Here is a 15820-nt window from a genome sequence, read left to right on the forward strand (position 1 = left end):
GCTGACGCCTGCCCGGTGCTGGAAGGTTAAGAGGAGTGCTTAGCGCAAGCGAAGGTGCGAATCGAAGCCCCAGTAAACGGCGGCCGTAACTATAACGGTCCTAAGGTAGCGAAATTCCTTGTCGGGTAAGTTCCGACCCGCACGAAAGGCGTAACGATCTGGGCACTGTCTCAACGAGACTCGGTGAAATTATAGTACCTGTGAAGATGCAGGTTACCCGCGACAGGACGGAAAGACCCCGTGGAGCTTTACTGTAGCCTGATATTGAATTTTGGTACAGCTTGTACAGGATAGGTAGGAGCCTTGGAAACCGGAGCGCCAGCTTCGGTGGAGGCATCGGTGGGATACTACCCTGGCTGTATTGAAATTCTAACCCGCGCCCCTTATCGGGGTGGGAGACAGTGTCAGGTGAACTAGTTTGACTGGGGCGGTCGCCTCCTAAAGAGTAACGGAGGCGCCCAAAGGTTCCCTCAGAATGGTTGGAAATCATTCGCAGAGTGTAAAGGCACAAGGGAGCTTGACTGCGAGACCTACAAGTCGAGCAGGGACGAAAGTCGGGCTTAGTGATCCGGTGGTTCCGCATGGAAGGGCCATCGCTCAACGGATAAAAGCTACCCCGGGGATAACAGGCTTATCTCCCCCAAGAGTCCACATCGACGGGGAGGTTTGGCACCTCGATGTCGGCTCATCGCATCCTGGGGCTGTAGTCGGTCCCAAGGGTTGGGCTGTTCGCCCATTAAAGCGGTACGCGAGCTGGGTTCAGAACGTCGTGAGACAGTTCGGTCCCTATCCGTCGTGGGCGCAGGAAATTTGAGAGGAGCTGTCCTTAGTACGAGAGGACCGGGATGGACGCACCGCTGGTGTACCAGTTGTCTTGCCAAAGGCATCGCTGGGTAGCTATGTGCGGAAGGGATAAGTGCTGAAAGCATCTAAGCATGAAGCCCCCTCGAGATGAGATTTCCCATCACGTAAGTGAGTAAGATCCCTAGAAGATGACTAGGTAGATAGGTCAGAGATGGAAGCATGGCGACATGTGGAGTTGACTGATACTAATCGATCGAGGACTTAACCACAAAGAGTCATATTTATATGAACAATCGGCTGATATTCGGCTTTCTTGACATCAATTCTTTATCTAGTTTTGAAGGAACAAACCTTCAATTAAATATTCGTCTGGTGATTATGGCGAAGAGGTCACACCCGTTCCCATGCCGAACACGGAAGTTAAGCTCTTCAGCGCCGATGGTAGTTGGGGGATCTCCCCCTGTGAGAGTAGGACGTCGCCAGGCAAATAGTAGGAAAGAGCAGCTCTTTAGGGAGCTGCTTTTTTTGTGTTGTTTTTTGGGAGTGGGGGCTTCCGGGGTTGGTGATAGAGCTCGAGTTGGATGGTAGTGGGAGTACAAGAAGATTGAAGACGTGATGGAGTGAAGAAGATCTTTGTTCAGTTCTCCGTAGAGGGATTTGAAGATTAGTCGCAGCTTTAGCGCGGATGATAGATTGGGTGCGGTATTAGAGTGTGGGATGTCGCCAAGCTTTTAGTTAGAAGGGTAGCTCTGTGAGAGTTACTCTTTTTTTAGTTGGTGTGGATGTGGGAGGGAGTATGGTTTGGGAGAAAGGGGGCTTCCGGGCAGAAGTGGTAATGAGGTATGAAATGAATAGATAGGGAGGTTGATAAATGGATAATTTTGTTAAACGACGCATAAACCAAGTAAAGAGACGCATAAATGAAAAAAACGACGCATAAACCTCCGAAACTGACGCATAAACCTTCCAAAATGACGCAATCGACTCGTCTCCCTCACTCAATCGGATCTCAAGTCTATGAAAATCTCAGCTATTGCAGCCTCACCACTCAATTCTCATAAAATATCATATTAAAAACGTCTCCCATTGATCGATTTTATTAAAAAAAGTATTCAAATCTTTGAATAATCACCAAATCACGAGCTCACTCCATTCCTGGCACGATCATGTGAATGAAAACCAACATTGAAACGAAAAAACAGGTCGGAGGTCAGACCCCCATGGCCCCCAACGCAATACTTCCTCAAAAACAGCCGCCACTCAAACTAAACCCCGTCACTCCCCCTATCCTCAAAAATTGCTATCCCCCAACCACCTAAAGTATCATATAGATAACTACGCAAATAAGGAGAAGAAAAAATGACGACAATTTATGATTTCAGTGTAAAAAGATCGAATGGGTCTGTCACGTCCCTTAAGGAGTATGAGGGGCAAGTGATGCTTATTGTGAACACTGCCAGCAAGTGCGGGTTTACACCTCAATTTGAGGAACTGCAGGGCTTGTATGAAGAGTATAAGGAAGACGGGCTTGTTGTCCTTGGGTTTCCTTGTGATCAATTCATGAATCAGGAGTTTGATGACCAGAATGAAATTATTGAATTTTGTCAGGTGAATTATGGGGTGTCTTTCCCGATGTTTGCGAAGGTGGACGTGAAAGGTAAAGAAGCGCATCCGTTGTTTACGTTTTTGACGAAGGAGAAGAAGGGTGTGCTTCTTTCCAATATTAAATGGAATTTCACCAAGTTTCTTGTTGGCAGGGATGGAGAGGTAGTGGATCGTTATTCGCCGCAGACGAATCCGCGGAAGATTGAGGACGATATTAAGAGACTTCTTCAGGAATAGAGAAAGAAGTCTGTTGTCTTCTTTCTCCTATGTTTTATCTTTCAGTAATTTGATCAGTAGGTAGGGGGACTTCTCTGATGTGACGTCGATAAAGGTCGTGATGATCGGATAGTCTTCGTTCGTACGGTTTTTCAATAGTTCCACCCACCATTCGGTTTCATACCGGGCGATCATGCTTAGGTTGTAAAGGATGGCGTAGTGGATCAACACTTCCGGGATGTTCGAAGCAGTATTCCGGATGCCGGGGAGTGCGAGCAGGTTGTTCGACAGGTCCCATCTCACCGGCAGCTGTTCTTTTCCACCCGTCAGCTGCAGGATGTTGCCTTGGTGCCAGGAGGCAGTGTCTGACAGTTTTTCATTTAAATACTGTTTAAATAAGTTTTCCGACATATGAAAGTGGGAGAGCAGCGCATCATCGACAGTGAGTTCTTGTCGGGGATTGAATGGGAACATGGTCTGCTTTCTCAGCAGGATGTGAAATGCTTCCCCTAGCTCGGGTATTTGAACGAGCAGATCTTCCATTTTATATTTTTCCCCTATGATTTCTTTTACGTGAAAGACGAGACTGGAGAAATGGGAAAACAGTCCATTCTTCTGGACCTTCACTTCATCCTGCAAAAATTTATAGTGCTGCTTTTTTCTTTTTCGGGAAGTGATCCCGTGGGCAAGGACGGTGGTCGTTTCCGGATACGATGGATCTTCTGTGAGCACGATGGCTTTGATGAAATGGATGTATCCATAAAAAAGCAGGATGGGTTTGAGCGATAATGGCGATTGAATGGCCTGCTTGTAATACAGCTCCCCCTGCTCAAGGTAGTACATGAATGGATAACAGTTGTCATAACTTTTCATTTCGGCTTGATCGAGCCCGAGTTGAGTGTAGCACTTTTTCAAGAAATGCTGCGTGTATTCGGCCGATTGAAAATAATGGATGAAGCTCCAGTGATGCTGGGTGGTATGCAAGAAAATCACCTCCTGATTTATCTGAAAAATTAAATTAATCCTATTCTTCTTGACAGTATTTTAACCAATTGATAACCTACTAATAATATTTTGGGACTAGGGAGGCCGTAAATATGTGGGATTCTAAATTTGCTAAAGAAGGTTTAACGTTTGATGATGTTTTATTGTTACCGGCAAAATCAGAGGTGCTTCCAAAGGATGTCAATATCTCTGTTGAATTAACGGACTCGATCAAGTTGAATGTTCCTGTGATTAGTGCGGGAATGGATACGGTGACCGAAGCCGACATGGCGATTGCAATGGCTCGACAAGGTGGACTGGGTATCATCCACAAGAACATGAGTATTGAACAGCAGGCTGAGCAGGTTGATAAAGTAAAACGTTCCGAAAGTGGCGTCATCTCAGATCCATTCTTCTTGACTCCAGATCATCAAGTGTTTGCAGCAGAGCATTTGATGGGCAAATATAGAATTTCCGGTGTTCCAATCGTGAACAACGAGCAAGAACAGAAGCTGGTTGGGATTCTGACCAACCGTGATCTTCGATTCATTCAGGACTACTCCATCCAGATCTCGGATGTGATGACGAAAGAAGATCTTGTGACGGCTCCAGTCGGCACGACCCTAGATGAAGCGGAAAAAATTCTTCAGCAGTACAAAATCGAAAAACTTCCTTTGATTGATGAAAATGGAACGTTAAAAGGTCTAATCACGATCAAAGATATTGAGAAAGTCATCGAGTTCCCGAACTCCGCCAAGGATGATCAAGGGAGACTGCTTGTTGGTGCAGCTGTAGGGATTTCAAAAGACACACTCACACGTGTAGAGCATTTAGTGAAAGCCCATGTGGATGTGATCGTGATCGATACGGCTCACGGCCATTCTGCCGGTGTACTGTCTATTGTTCGTGAAATCCGTGAAGCTTATCCAACGCTCAATATCGTAGCAGGGAATGTGGCAACGGCAGAGGCGACGAGGGAATTGATCGAAGCCGGTGCAGATGTGGTCAAAGTCGGTATCGGACCTGGTTCAATCTGTACGACACGCGTTGTGGCAGGTGTAGGTGTTCCTCAGATCACAGCCATTTATGACTGTGCAACAGAGGCAAGGAAGCACGGGAAAAGCATCATCGCCGATGGCGGCATTAAATATTCCGGTGACATCGTGAAAGCACTTGCTTCAGGCGGACATGCGGTCATGCTTGGAAGCTTATTGGCAGGTACCTCTGAAAGCCCGGGCGAAACAGAGATCTTCCAGGGTCGACGCTTCAAGGTGTACAGAGGAATGGGCTCGGTCAGCTCCATGGAAAAAGGATCGAAAGACCGTTACTTCCAGGAAGAAGCGAAGAAGTTTGTCCCGGAAGGAATCGAAGGGCGCATCCCTTACAAAGGACCTTTGGCCGATACATTGTATCAGCTGATCGGCGGTTTACGTTCCGGAATGGGTTATTGCGGAACGAAAGATCTTTACGAGCTGAGAGAAAAAGCACAGTTCATCAAAATGACCGGTGCCGGACTTCGTGAAAGTCATCCACATGACGTTCAAATCACGAAAGAAGCACCAAACTACTCATTGTAAACAATCAATCCGAACACTCAAGCGTTTCATGAGTGTTCGGATTTTTATTTGAATATGGACAGCATGTGAACAAGATCGGTTTTCACACGAAATCCCCCTGGCCCAAAAACCATTGGTGCGTAGCGTTTCCGCAGGCTCCAAGCCCCTGGACCCATGGGAAAACTAGTCCTATTCTCTGTCTATTCTTACCTTTGGAACTATGATAAAATAACGAAGGTGTACATAAAATCTTGGAGGGCTAACAGTGAAAAGAAGTTGGATTCAAAAATCTTTTGTTTGTATGATGGTTTTTATGATGGCAATGGGCATGGTGCAGAAGCCTGCAAATGCTCAAGGTGACTTGGACGTTAACGCAAAAGCTGCGATTTTAGTAGAGGCAAGTACGGGTAAGATTCTTTATGAGAAGAATGCTGAAAATGCGCAAGGCATTGCAAGTATGACGAAAATGATGACGGAATACCTTTTACTGGAGGCTGTGGCAGAAGGTAAGGTGAAATGGGACCAGAAGTATAGAGTGCCGGCAAACCTTTCTCAAATGTCACATAATACTGGTCTTAGTAATGTTAGCCTTGAAGATGAAGGTACTTATACGATTAAAGATTTGTATGAAGCGATGGCAATTTATTCTGCCAATGCAGCAACAATAGCGATTGCTGAAACAATTGCAGGATCAGAAGCAAGCTTCGTTAAAATGATGAACGATAAAGCCAAAGAACTTGGCCTGGAAAAATATAAATTTGTAAACTCTACAGGTTTGAATAACAAAGACTTGGCACCTTATGCAGATAAGGTGGTAGGTGGTCCAGAAGAGGAAAATGTGATGTCTGCAAAAGACGTTGCTACTCTAGCGTATCGTTTGATTCAGGATTACCCTGAAGTGCTGGAGACTTCCAGTATTCCTAAAAAGGTATTTGCTGAAGGAACTGAACATCCTACTCAAATGGATAACTGGAACTGGATGCTGCCTGGATTGATCCGTGAATATGAAGGGATGGACGGTTTAAAAACCGGAACCACTGATTTTGCGGGGGCTAATTTTACAGGAACAGCTGAAAGAGATGGGATGAGATTCATTACGGTAGTCATGGACGTTGAAGTCCAGCCAGGTGAAAATTCTTACGATGCACGCTTCAGTGAAACAAGAAAAATGATGGATCATGCCTTTAACAACTATACAATCGAGGAAGTGCTTCCAGCCGATTATCAAGTCAAAGGGCAAAAAACCCTACCTGTTGAAAAAGGGAAAGAAAAAAAGGTTGAAATCAAAACTGAATCATCATTAAACATGGTGATAAAAAACGGTGAAGAAGATCAGTACAAACCGAAATTTGTTCTGGATAAGAAAAAACTGAACGAGGATAATGAGTTGACAGCTCCAGTGAAAAAAGGAGAAACAGTGGGGTATGTCACATTAGAATCGAAAGATAAGCAAGATCTTGGCTATCTTACTGATAAAGGAACAAACGCATCTAAAGTATCTCTGATCGCAGTAGATGATGTTGAAAAAGCAAACTGGTTCGTCCTTTCCATGAGAGCTGTGGGAGGTTTCTTCGGAGACATTTGGCATTCGATCACCTCTACGGTCAAAGGCTGGTTCTGATCCGGACTTTTGTTTAATTGAAAAAAGCACCAAGACTTCTGAAAAATGGACAAGTCTTGGTGCTTTTTCATAAGCGGTCGGCAGGTCGGGGAAGATATAAGGGGTTGTGTGTCAATGATGCTTGTCGCCTCTGAGCAAAGCCGCCTCCGCTTTTCGTGATGTCCAGCTCCAGCGGCTAGTCCCTCGAGGTCATAAGCTAAACCGACCAAAAAGGCAAAGAGCGCCTTTCCGGTCGATTCATCTTATGCTTGTCGGGCCTGACCAAGCCGCTTCCGCTTTTCGATTGTCTAGCTCCGGGGCTTAGAGGCTCGAGGTCATAAGCCAAACATGCCAAAAAGACAAAGGGCGCCTTTCCGGCATGTTCGCCTTATGCTTGTCGCCTCTGAGCAAAGCCCCTCCGCTTTTCGTGATGTCCAGCTCCGGCGGCTAGTCCCTCGAGGTCATAAGCTAAACCGACCAAAAAGGCAAAGGGCGCCTTTCCGGTCGATTCATCTTATGCTTGTCGGGCCTGACCAAGCCGCTTCCGCTTTTCGTCTTGACATTCATGTTTTTTTATTGTTTATTTAGCAGTAGGGTTACATAATCAATCCGATTGTTTTAGTCACGATTTATTTCCTTTGTTGGGAAGTTGTGGGTGGACGGAGGATAAAATATAAGGGGGATATACATATGAAGACTGGTACAGATCGTGTAAAAAGAGGTATGGCTGAAATGCAAAAAGGTGGCGTCATCATGGACGTTATCAATGCAGAGCAGGCGAAGATTGCTGAAGCTGCAGGTGCGGTTGCGGTAATGGCTTTAGAACGTGTTCCAGCGGACATCCGTGCTGCAGGTGGAGTGGCAAGAATGGCAGATCCTCGCATTGTTGAAGAAGTAATGGGTGCGGTGACAATCCCTGTTATGGCAAAAGCACGTATCGGACATATCGTTGAAGCAAAAGTACTTGAGTCAATGGGTGTTGATTACCTGGATGAAAGTGAAGTATTGACTCCTGCAGATGAAGAGTACCATTTAAATAAGAGAGATTTCACTGTTCCATTCGTATGTGGATGCCGTGATTTAGGTGAAGCTGCCCGTCGTATCGGTGAAGGTGCTTCAATGCTTCGTACTAAGGGTGAGCCAGGAACGGGTAATATCGTTGAAGCGGTTCGTCATATGCGTAAGGTGAATGCTCAGGTCCGCAAGCTTGTCAGCATGAATGAAGATGAAATCATGACGGAAGCGAAGCTGCTTGGCGCTCCTTATGAATTATTATTAGAAATCAAAGAAAACGGTCGTTTACCTGTTGTAAACTTTGCTGCAGGCGGAATTGCGACACCGGCTGATGCGGCTCTTATGATGGAATTGGGCGCTGACGGCGTATTCGTAGGTTCAGGTATCTTCAAATCAGAAAATCCTGAGAAATTTGCAAGAGCGATTGTAGAAGCGACGACTCACTACCAGGATTACAAGCTGATTGCAGAGCTTTCCAAAGAGCTGGGTGTAGCGATGAAGGGTGTAGAAATTTCTTCTATCCTTCCTGAAAACCGTATGCAAGACCGTGGATGGTAAGGTGTGATTCTATGTTGAACATCGGTGTATTAGGACTTCAGGGTGCCGTCAGGGAGCATGTTCGGTCAATCGAAGCTTCCGGTGCCAAAGCAACTGTCATTAAGCGGGTAGAGCAGCTGGATGAGATTCAGGGGCTGATTATGCCTGGCGGGGAAAGTACGACGATGAGAAGGCTGATTGATCGTTACGGCTTCATGGAGCCGCTGCGGCAATTCGCTGCAGACGGGAAGCCGATCTTCGGTACGTGTGCAGGTCTTATCCTGTTGGCAAAGCATATCGTCGGGTATGATACGCCTCACCTTGGTGTGATGGACGTAACGGTGGAACGGAACTCCTTTGGGCGTCAGAAGGAAAGCTTTGAAGCGGACCTTTCCATTGCCCACGTCGGGGAAGGGTTCAACGCGGTCTTCATCCGTGCCCCGCATATAGTGGAAGCTGGAGAAGATGTTGAGATCCTCGCCAAGCATAATGGACGGATTGTCCTTGCCCGTCATGGACAGTTCCTCGGTTGTTCTTTCCATCCAGAGCTGACGGATGATCATCGCCTGACGGCTTTCTTCGTGGACATGGTAAAAGAAAGTATGGAAAAAACAATCGCATAATTCTATTGCAAAGTGGAAAACATTGTAGTAGATTATGAAATAACCAATACAAACTTAAATCGTTGATAGGAAATAGTAGTAAAGACTGCTTGCCTGCAGAGAGTCGGTGGCTGGTGAAAACCGATGCATGCGCTTTATGAATCCATCCTTGAGTGAAGTACTGAATGAAGTAGGTATTTTCGGTGATTCCGTTACCATCTCTTAAGAGGAAGATGCGCTGCGTCTTCAATTAGGGTGGCAACGCGGAAACCTCCGTCCCTTTTACCAGGGATGGGGGTTTTTTATATTTTTATAAAAAGGAGAGAATCTTATGTTAGACATTAAGTATTTACGAAGCAATCTCGAAGACGTGAAGGCACGTCTTCAGCATCGAGGTGAAAATCTGGAGGACTTCAGTAAATTCGAGGAACTTGATAAAAGAAGAAGAGAACTGCTTGTTGAAAGTGAAAATTTAAAGAGCAAGCGTAACGACGTGTCTCAACAGATTGCCGTACTGAAGAAAGAGAAAAAAGATGCGCAGGACATGATTGTTGAAATGCGTGAAGTCGGCGCGATGGTGAAAAAGCTCGATGATGAATTGCGTGGCATTGAAGAAGAACTGGAGCGTATGCTGCTTTCTATCCCGAACATTCCTCATGAATCTGTCCCTGTCGGTGAAACGGAAGATGATAATGTAGAGGCACGCAAATGGGGAGAAATCCGTGATTTCGATTTTGAAGCACAGCCCCACTGGGATATCGCGACGGGTCTTGGGATTCTTGACTTCGAGCGTGCCGCCAAAGTGACGGGAAGCCGTTTTGTATTCTACAAAGGGTTAGGTGCAAGACTTGAAAGAGCCCTTATCAACTTCATGATGGACCTGCACATGGATGAGCACGGCTACACAGAAATGATCCCGCCATTCCTTGTGAACCGTGCGAGCATGACTGGAACCGGTCAACTTCCTAAGTTCGAGGAAGATGCGTTCAGAATCGAAAGCGAAGATTACTTCCTTGTTCCGACAGCTGAAGTACCTGTCACAAACTATCACCGAGATGAGATCCTGAAAGGTGAAGAACTTCCGGTGAGCTATGTGGCGTACAGTGCCAACTTCCGTTCTGAAGCGGGATCTGCCGGCCGTGATACACGGGGATTGATCCGTCAGCATCAATTTAACAAAGTAGAGCTTGTCCGCTTTGTAAAGCCTGAGGATTCTTATAATGAGCTTGAGAAATTGACTGGTCATGCTGAGAAAGTCCTTCAGCTGCTCGGCCTGCCTTACCGCGTATTATCAATGTGCACTGCGGACCTCGGCTTCACTGCAGCGAAGAAGTATGACATCGAAGTATGGATCCCAAGCTACGGCACATACCGTGAGATTTCTTCTTGCTCTAACTTTGAAAGCTTCCAGGCAAGACGTGCGAACATCCGCTTCAGAAGAGAGGCGAAAGGGAAACCTGAACACGTTCACACGCTGAATGGATCTGGATTGGCAATCGGCCGTACCGTAGCGGCTATTTTAGAAAACTACCAGCAGGAAGACGGTTCTGTCATCGTCCCTGAAGCTCTTCGTCCATACATGGGTGGAGTGGAAGTCATCAAAGGATAAACTGCCAGAGCAGTTTGTTATTCTTGAAAAGGTGTCCCAAAAGAAACAGGGACACCTTTTTTGATTTTTTTTAGAAAAATCCTTGACTCTGTATTTACCCCATGGTATTATAAATCTTGTCGATACGGAGGAATACCCAAGTCCGGCTGAAGGGATCGGTCTTGAAAACCGACAGGGGTGTAACAGCCCGCGGGGGTTCGAATCCCCCTTCCTCCTCCATTGATTTTTTTTATAACCATAGCGCATAAACATTGGAGATAGAATCCGTTACATTTCATGTAACGGATTTTTTTGATTTTGCTGTAGGTCAAATAGGCTAGTCTGTTTATTTGAGGTTTTCGATATCTTCCCTTGACCTGTGACTGGACTGATCAAGTACACCAATTCCCTCAATATGCCGCCGAGCTTCATCATCCCCAAGTTTATATATCTCCAAATAAATATCCCTCATGGATTGGTCATAGTGATCGTCCTCCGGTGAGTTATGGTATTGCCGGAAAGGAACCTGTGCCCGCCTCATCGTCGACATGTCATCATCATAGTTGTGGTTAAAGAGCACTTTGAGCTCGTTCACTTCTGCTGGCGTCGCAAATATTCGAAAGCCCGGACTGACCTGCTGTTCCGGGTCCTGGAGGATATCCCCGCTGCTGATATCAACAAAATACGTTTGCTTCGATTCCATCTTTCTTTCATCCCCTTGCTTTATTATTTGTTACTACCTATACCTCTTTGAGAATGGATATAAACGGATGGACTGTATTTTGGAGGCGTTTGTGGCGCGTGCACTGGGAGGCGGCATGCCGATGACCGTACACTCAGGCAGTCTAGATAGAGATAAAATAATCAACAAAAAAAGACTACTCCCGCCATACCGGGCGCGGAGTAGTCTTTTGTCTATCTTCAGCTTTTCAGCATTCTTGTTTGTTCAATGAAGTATCCGATTCTTTCAACGATTGGTTCGATGGAATTTTGGTCGTTCTTGAGATCGTATTCGCTGATGTCGAGTCGAAGGACCGGACATGCGTTGAAGGAGTTGATCCAGTTTTCGTAACGCTCATGCATTTCTTCCCAATAGGCAACCGGTGTTTGTTGTTCCATTGGACGGCCGCGCTCACGGATGCGGTCGACGACGTTGTCGATGGAACCTTCAAGGTAGATCAAAAGATCTGGGTGCGGGAAGTAAGGTGTCATGACCATGGCGTCGAATAGGCTTGTATACGTTTCATAGTCGATGTCGCTCATATTCCCTTTTTCGTAATGCATGCGAGCGAAGATGCCTGTATCTTCGTAGATGGAACGGTCTTGAATGAAGCCGCCGCCGTATTCGAAGATTTTCTTCTGTTCTTTAAAGCGTTCTGCCAGGAAATAGACTTGAAGGTGGAAGCTCCAGCTCTTAAAGTCCTGATAGAATTTATCGAGATATGGATTGGTATCCACTTTCTCGAATGACGTACGGAAGCCAAGGGCGTTTGCCAGTCCGTTTGTCATCGTCGATTTCCCGACGCCGACCGTTCCTGCAATCGTAATGACCGCATTGCTCGGGATCCTGTATTTAGTGCGAAGGTTCATGATGGTGAACTCCTTTTTTAAGTGTAGTTTCTAATTCTGTCAGAATATGCTCCAGATCGCCTTTGTTCTGTACAAAGTCCACGTGGTCTCCGTTGTAGCGGAGAACCGGGATGTCCGGGTGTGTACGTTCGAATGTATCCATATATTCTTCATAATCCAATGACAGCTGTTTTAAATAAAGAGGGCTGATCTTTTTCTCAAAGTCCCTGCCTCTTTTTTCGATGCGCTTCAGCAGTGTATCAAGGCTTGCATTCAAGTAGATGACTACGTTCGGCCTTGGCATATCCGATGTCAGGATTTCATAGATGTTGAGGTATTTCTTGAATTGTTGTTCATCCTTTAGTGTGCGTTTAGCGAAGATGAGGTTTTTAAGGATATGATAATCTGCTACGACAGATTTGTTTTGTGATAAGTAATGCTTCTCGATATCTTCTAACTGTTTATAACGATTGCATAAGAAAAACATCTCTGTTTGAAAGCTCCACTCTTCAATGTCGTCATAGAACTTATCTAAGAACGGGTTTTCATCCACGATTTCTTTGAGTATATGAAATTGAAAATGCTCGGAAATCGCTTTTGCCAGAGAGGTTTTTCCTATTCCAATCGGTCCTTCAACGGTAATGAAAGGAATGCGCCCCATTAATTGTCCTCCTCATATTACGGCAATCTTTTCTCTCATCATAAAGTAAAATGAAAAATTACGACAGGAATTATTGTAACACAATATATGGGTGGATTGTTCAGGTTATTTGCCCTGCATAATTTTTCCCTCGGTCCATAAAAAAGTCAAAAAGCTGATGGACAGGTATATATAGATTTACCTATCGATCAGCTTCTATTATTTATCTTTTCACCACATTAAAATGATCTGTAATCAGCAGCCAGTTCTGAGGGAAGGAAAGGCCGAGCTTCCAGTAGCTCATTCCCCGCAATTTTAATTCTTTCATCAGGTCGAACTTTGCCTGGATACTCCGGGCGTCCTCAAACCAGACTTCGTGATCTTTCCCGTTTTTATCCCTGTAGGTGAAATGGGGTGCCTGGGCTTTTTGGTCGTATTTAATTTGCACATTGTTTTCGGCAGCCAGCTTGATGGCCTGCTGTGGACTGATGGCTTTGGCGGTATCTCCCTGCTTGAATGGAAGGGTCCAGTCGTAACCATACAGGTTCTGGCCCATCAGGATCTTGGAAGGGGGCATTTCCGAAATCGCATACTCGAGTACGTCGCGGACAGGACCGATTGGGGAGACCGGCATGGCGGGTCCGCCGCTGTATCCCCACTCATATGTCATGATGACGACAAAATCGACAATTTCACCATGTGCCTTATAATCATGTGCCTCATACCACTTTCCTTTTTGATCGGCACTTGTTTTCGGGGCGAGGGCAGTCGAGAGGAGCCAGCCTTCCTCGTTGAATCGCTTCTTGGCCTTCCTCAAAAATTGGTTGTATGCTTCTTTATCCTGTGGACGTAAATATTCAAAATCAAAATGGATGTCCCTGAACCCATATTTTTTAGCAGTTTTGACCACATTCTGAAGAAATGTATCCTGTATCGCCTTATCGGTCAGGAGGATGCGGCCGAGTTCATCGCTGAATGTTCCATCTTCCTGATTGGTGATGGCCATCATCATCACATTTTGATTGGCTTTCCCTGTCCCGATCAAGTTCCCGAGTGGGGGCTCCTTCAAGGTGCCATCCCGTTTTGCCTGAAAGCTGAAGGGGGCAAGGTAAGTAAGATAAGGTGCTGCGTCCTTCGCGCTTTGTTCGAGGTTGGGGGACACTTCCTTCCCGTAGGGCTCGACATAGCCGTTGAATTCAGCCCGTGCTTTTTTCTTCTGTGGCAGGTAGAGACGGTATCCTACCCGAAGGGGCTGGTTTGGGGAAATACCGTTTACCCGGGCAAGCTCCTGATAAGGAATCCCGGTCTTCTGGCTGATCCCCCACAGGCTGTCACCCGGTTGGACAAAATAAAAACTGCCTATAATCGGGATCACGAGTGCCTGACCGATCACCAGCTGATTTGGATTCGGCAGTTCGTTCGCATCGACGATATCTTTCACTGTTGATCCATATGCTTGCGCAATCCCAAATAAAGATTGATTGGATCGGACAACATGAATTTGCATAGTAAGGCCCTCCTAAAATTCATTCGCTATAATCAACGTATGAACAAGGAGGGCCGAATATACGGATACAATTTCACAACATGTCATGGGTGGGAGCGATACTTGCTTTCAATACATTCTTCATCATCGTTAAGGCGTAATGATTATCTTCTTCGCTGACAGAAGCGATCGCATCTCCTGGCACCATCAGGCTGAACTCCCTCATATACGCATCATTTGCCGTGAAGAGGACGCATATGTTTCCCGCGATTCCGGTGATGATCAGGTTCTTGACCGACAGATGGTGAAGAAGCGTATTCAACGCCGTACCGTAAAATGCCGAGTGCTTCGGTTTAATGAGGAAAAAATCTTCTTCCTTCGGCTGGAGGGGAGTCATGATGCCATCGCTCACCTCATTGTGGCATTTTTGATAAATTTCCTTGTAATCTGCTTTCCAAAGTTCGTAATGGTCGTTAATATAAATGGTGGGATGCCGATGCTGCTGACAGTAGCGGCGCAATGCGTTAATGGGCCCGACAATGTTGCGGGTATGGTGCGCGAGCGTCTCTCCGTGTGAGAAATCAAAAGGATTCATGATGTCGATCACGAGGAGAGCGGTATCTTTAGGTATCATATTGAAAGCCCCTTTCTGTTATAGTTTGAGGTGAATGGGGCTATTTTATAAAAGAACGAGAAATAAATTTGTGGGAGTTCAGAATGGGTATAAGAGAAGAACGTTTTATGTTGGAAGCATTAAAGGAAGCGGAAAAGGCGGGTGCCACCGGTGAAGTCCCGATTGGAGCAGTCATTGTCATGGGGGATGAAATCATAGCGCGTGCGCACAACCTGAGGGAAACGACCCAAAATGCGATCACCCATGCCGAAACGATCGCGATCCAGGAAGCGTGCCGGAAGCTCGGGACATGGCGACTGGAGGGGGCCGAACTTTACGTGACGCTCGAACCCTGTCCGATGTGCAGTGGGGCCATCATCCTGTCTAGAATCGAGAAAGTCATCTACGGGGCAGCCGATCCGAAAGCGGGATGTGCCGGCACATTGATGAACCTGCTCGAAGATGAGAGATTCAATCATCAGTGTGAAGTGTCGTCAGGTGTGCTCGCGGAAGAATGCGGCGGAATTCTCTCCCGTTTTTTTAAACAATTAAGGGAGCGGAAGAAAGCCGAGAAGAGGAACAGGACGGAAGGATGTAAATAACTTACAGCATTCCATCATTGCTTTTTAACGTAAATCCTAGTATACTTAATTTTGCGTCGCACTAGTGACGCAACTGAATAAGGTATCAATTTTGCCGTGCTAGGTGGGGAGGTAGCGGTGCCCTGTACTCGCAATCCGCTCCAGCGAGACCGAATTCCTTTCCGAGGCCCGCACTCTGTAGGGCTGCCTCAAGTAAGTGGTGTTGACGCCTGGGTCCTGCGCAATGGGAATCCATGAACCATGTCAGGTCCGGAAGGAAGCAGCATTAAGTGGAAGCTCCCATGTGCCGCAGGGTTGCCTGGGCCGAGCTAACTGCTTGAGTAACGCCTATGGATGCTCGTCGACGAAAGGTGCACGGCAGTTTCATTTATATAACATCAACTCATCCATCTCGGGTGAGTTTT

The 15820-nt window shown here is 46.2% G+C and carries 13 protein-coding genes, 1 tRNA gene, 2 rRNA genes, 1 other RNA gene and 1 other annotated feature (1 of these 18 cut by a window edge); of the genes, 11 read left to right on the plus strand and 6 right to left on the minus strand.

Annotated elements, in window-relative coordinates:
* The 3 genes from KH172YL63_RS00060 to KH172YL63_RS00070 form a co-directional block, all read left to right on the plus strand.
* A 23S ribosomal RNA gene (locus tag KH172YL63_RS00060) occupies positions 1-1073 on the plus strand (it extends 1853 nt beyond the left edge of the window).
* 99 nt (positions 1074-1172) lie between these two features.
* A 5S ribosomal RNA gene (gene rrf / locus KH172YL63_RS00065) occupies positions 1173-1289 on the plus strand.
* Positions 1290-2163: 874 nt separating this feature from the next.
* Positions 2164-2646 carry a glutathione peroxidase gene (locus KH172YL63_RS00070; RefSeq protein WP_173104260.1) on the plus strand — a complete coding sequence of 161 codons (483 nt, stop codon included), beginning with the start codon at positions 2164-2166 and terminating at the stop codon, positions 2644-2646.
* A 27-nt stretch (positions 2647-2673) separates the two neighbouring features.
* Here KH172YL63_RS00070 and KH172YL63_RS00075 read toward each other — a convergent pair whose 3' ends face one another.
* Positions 2674-3609, minus strand: a complete 936-nt coding sequence (locus KH172YL63_RS00075) for a YaaC family protein (protein ID WP_173104261.1) — start codon at positions 3607-3609, stop codon at positions 2674-2676.
* Between the two features lie 113 nt (positions 3610-3722).
* Between KH172YL63_RS00075 and guaB the strand changes: the two genes are divergently transcribed.
* From guaB to KH172YL63_RS00105, 6 genes are all read left to right on the plus strand, one after another.
* Positions 3723-5186 carry an IMP dehydrogenase gene (guaB, locus tag KH172YL63_RS00080; RefSeq protein WP_173104262.1) on the plus strand — a complete coding sequence of 488 codons (1464 nt, stop codon included), beginning with the start codon at positions 3723-3725 and terminating at the stop codon, positions 5184-5186.
* A gap of 280 nt (positions 5187-5466) precedes the next feature.
* Positions 5467-6786, plus strand: a complete 1320-nt coding sequence (locus KH172YL63_RS00085; protein WP_232066175.1) for a D-alanyl-D-alanine carboxypeptidase family protein — start codon at positions 5467-5469, stop codon at positions 6784-6786.
* A gap of 669 nt (positions 6787-7455) precedes the next feature.
* Positions 7456-8337 carry a pyridoxal 5'-phosphate synthase lyase subunit PdxS gene (pdxS, locus tag KH172YL63_RS00090; RefSeq protein ID WP_173104263.1) on the plus strand — a complete coding sequence of 294 codons (882 nt, stop codon included), beginning with the start codon at positions 7456-7458 and terminating at the stop codon, positions 8335-8337.
* A gap of 11 nt (positions 8338-8348) precedes the next feature.
* Positions 8349-8939 (plus strand): pyridoxal 5'-phosphate synthase glutaminase subunit PdxT, encoded by a 591-nt coding sequence (pdxT, locus tag KH172YL63_RS00095; RefSeq protein WP_173104264.1) that lies wholly within the window; start codon positions 8349-8351, stop codon positions 8937-8939.
* Between the two features lie 53 nt (positions 8940-8992).
* Positions 8993-9202 (plus strand) — a binding site (T-box leader).
* 47 nt (positions 9203-9249) lie between these two features.
* Positions 9250-10527 carry a serine--tRNA ligase gene (serS, locus tag KH172YL63_RS00100; protein WP_173104265.1) on the plus strand — a complete coding sequence of 426 codons (1278 nt, stop codon included), beginning with the start codon at positions 9250-9252 and terminating at the stop codon, positions 10525-10527.
* A gap of 126 nt (positions 10528-10653) precedes the next feature.
* Positions 10654-10746: transfer RNA gene (locus KH172YL63_RS00105), tRNA-Ser, on the plus strand.
* A 106-nt stretch (positions 10747-10852) separates the two neighbouring features.
* Here the strand turns inward: KH172YL63_RS00105 and KH172YL63_RS00110 are convergent.
* The 5 genes from KH172YL63_RS00110 to KH172YL63_RS00130 form a co-directional block, all read right to left on the minus strand.
* Complete coding sequence (locus KH172YL63_RS00110) at positions 10853-11209, minus strand: hydrolase (RefSeq protein WP_173104266.1); 357 nt, start codon at positions 11207-11209, stop codon at positions 10853-10855.
* 218 nt (positions 11210-11427) lie between these two features.
* Positions 11428-12096 carry a deoxynucleoside kinase gene (locus KH172YL63_RS00115; protein ID WP_173104267.1) on the minus strand — a complete coding sequence of 223 codons (669 nt, stop codon included), beginning with the start codon at positions 12094-12096 and terminating at the stop codon, positions 11428-11430.
* Positions 12080-12736: a deoxynucleoside kinase gene (locus KH172YL63_RS00120; RefSeq protein WP_173104268.1), complete on the minus strand. Its 657-nt coding sequence runs from the start codon at positions 12734-12736 to the stop codon at positions 12080-12082. The genes KH172YL63_RS00115 and KH172YL63_RS00120 overlap by 17 nt, the downstream gene beginning before the upstream one ends.
* Before the next feature lie 202 nt (positions 12737-12938).
* The gene (locus tag KH172YL63_RS00125; protein ID WP_173104269.1) at positions 12939-14222 is read right to left on the minus strand and encodes a glycoside hydrolase family 18 protein; all 1284 of its coding nucleotides are present in this window, start codon (positions 14220-14222) and stop codon (positions 12939-12941) included.
* Positions 14223-14295: 73 nt separating this feature from the next.
* Positions 14296-14835 (minus strand): cysteine hydrolase family protein, encoded by a 540-nt coding sequence (locus KH172YL63_RS00130; RefSeq protein WP_173104270.1) that lies wholly within the window; start codon positions 14833-14835, stop codon positions 14296-14298.
* Between the two features lie 83 nt (positions 14836-14918).
* On the opposite strand from KH172YL63_RS00130, the gene tadA reads away from it, so the two are divergent.
* Positions 14919-15416 (plus strand): tRNA adenosine(34) deaminase TadA, encoded by a 498-nt coding sequence (gene tadA / locus KH172YL63_RS00135; protein ID WP_173104271.1) that lies wholly within the window; start codon positions 14919-14921, stop codon positions 15414-15416.
* A gap of 94 nt (positions 15417-15510) precedes the next feature.
* Positions 15511-15774, plus strand: an RNA gene (gene ffs, locus KH172YL63_RS00140) — signal recognition particle sRNA large type.
* The last annotated feature ends 46 nt before the right edge of the window (positions 15775-15820 follow it).

Origin of the sequence: Bacillus sp. KH172YL63 (assembly GCF_011398925.1) — a bacterium.
In the GTDB taxonomy this organism is placed as follows: Bacteria; Bacillota; Bacilli; order Bacillales; family Bacillaceae_B; genus Rossellomorea.

What these genes read in the sequence shown, in the direction of transcription:
- KH172YL63_RS00070 (WP_173104260.1), top strand. Translation starts at nt 2,164, where the DNA reads ATGACGACAATTTATGATTTCAGTGTAAAAAGATCGAATGGGTCTGTC.
- guaB (WP_173104262.1), top strand. Translation starts at nt 3,723, where the DNA reads ATGTGGGATTCTAAATTTGCTAAAGAAGGTTTAACGTTTGATGATGTT.
- KH172YL63_RS00085 (WP_232066175.1), top strand. Translation starts at nt 5,467, where the DNA reads ATGATGGTTTTTATGATGGCAATGGGCATGGTGCAGAAGCCTGCAAAT.
- pdxS (WP_173104263.1), top strand. Translation starts at nt 7,456, where the DNA reads ATGAAGACTGGTACAGATCGTGTAAAAAGAGGTATGGCTGAAATGCAA.
- pdxT (WP_173104264.1), top strand. Translation starts at nt 8,349, where the DNA reads ATGTTGAACATCGGTGTATTAGGACTTCAGGGTGCCGTCAGGGAGCAT.
- serS (WP_173104265.1), top strand. Translation starts at nt 9,250, where the DNA reads ATGTTAGACATTAAGTATTTACGAAGCAATCTCGAAGACGTGAAGGCA.
- KH172YL63_RS00110 (WP_173104266.1), bottom strand. Translation starts at nt 11,209, where the DNA reads ATGGAATCGAAGCAAACGTATTTTGTTGATATCAGCAGCGGGGATATC.
- KH172YL63_RS00115 (WP_173104267.1), bottom strand. Translation starts at nt 12,096, where the DNA reads ATGAACCTTCGCACTAAATACAGGATCCCGAGCAATGCGGTCATTACG.
- KH172YL63_RS00120 (WP_173104268.1), bottom strand. Translation starts at nt 12,736, where the DNA reads ATGGGGCGCATTCCTTTCATTACCGTTGAAGGACCGATTGGAATAGGA.
- KH172YL63_RS00125 (WP_173104269.1), bottom strand. Translation starts at nt 14,222, where the DNA reads ATGCAAATTCATGTTGTCCGATCCAATCAATCTTTATTTGGGATTGCG.
- KH172YL63_RS00130 (WP_173104270.1), bottom strand. Translation starts at nt 14,835, where the DNA reads ATGATACCTAAAGATACCGCTCTCCTCGTGATCGACATCATGAATCCT.
- tadA (WP_173104271.1), top strand. Translation starts at nt 14,919, where the DNA reads ATGGGTATAAGAGAAGAACGTTTTATGTTGGAAGCATTAAAGGAAGCG.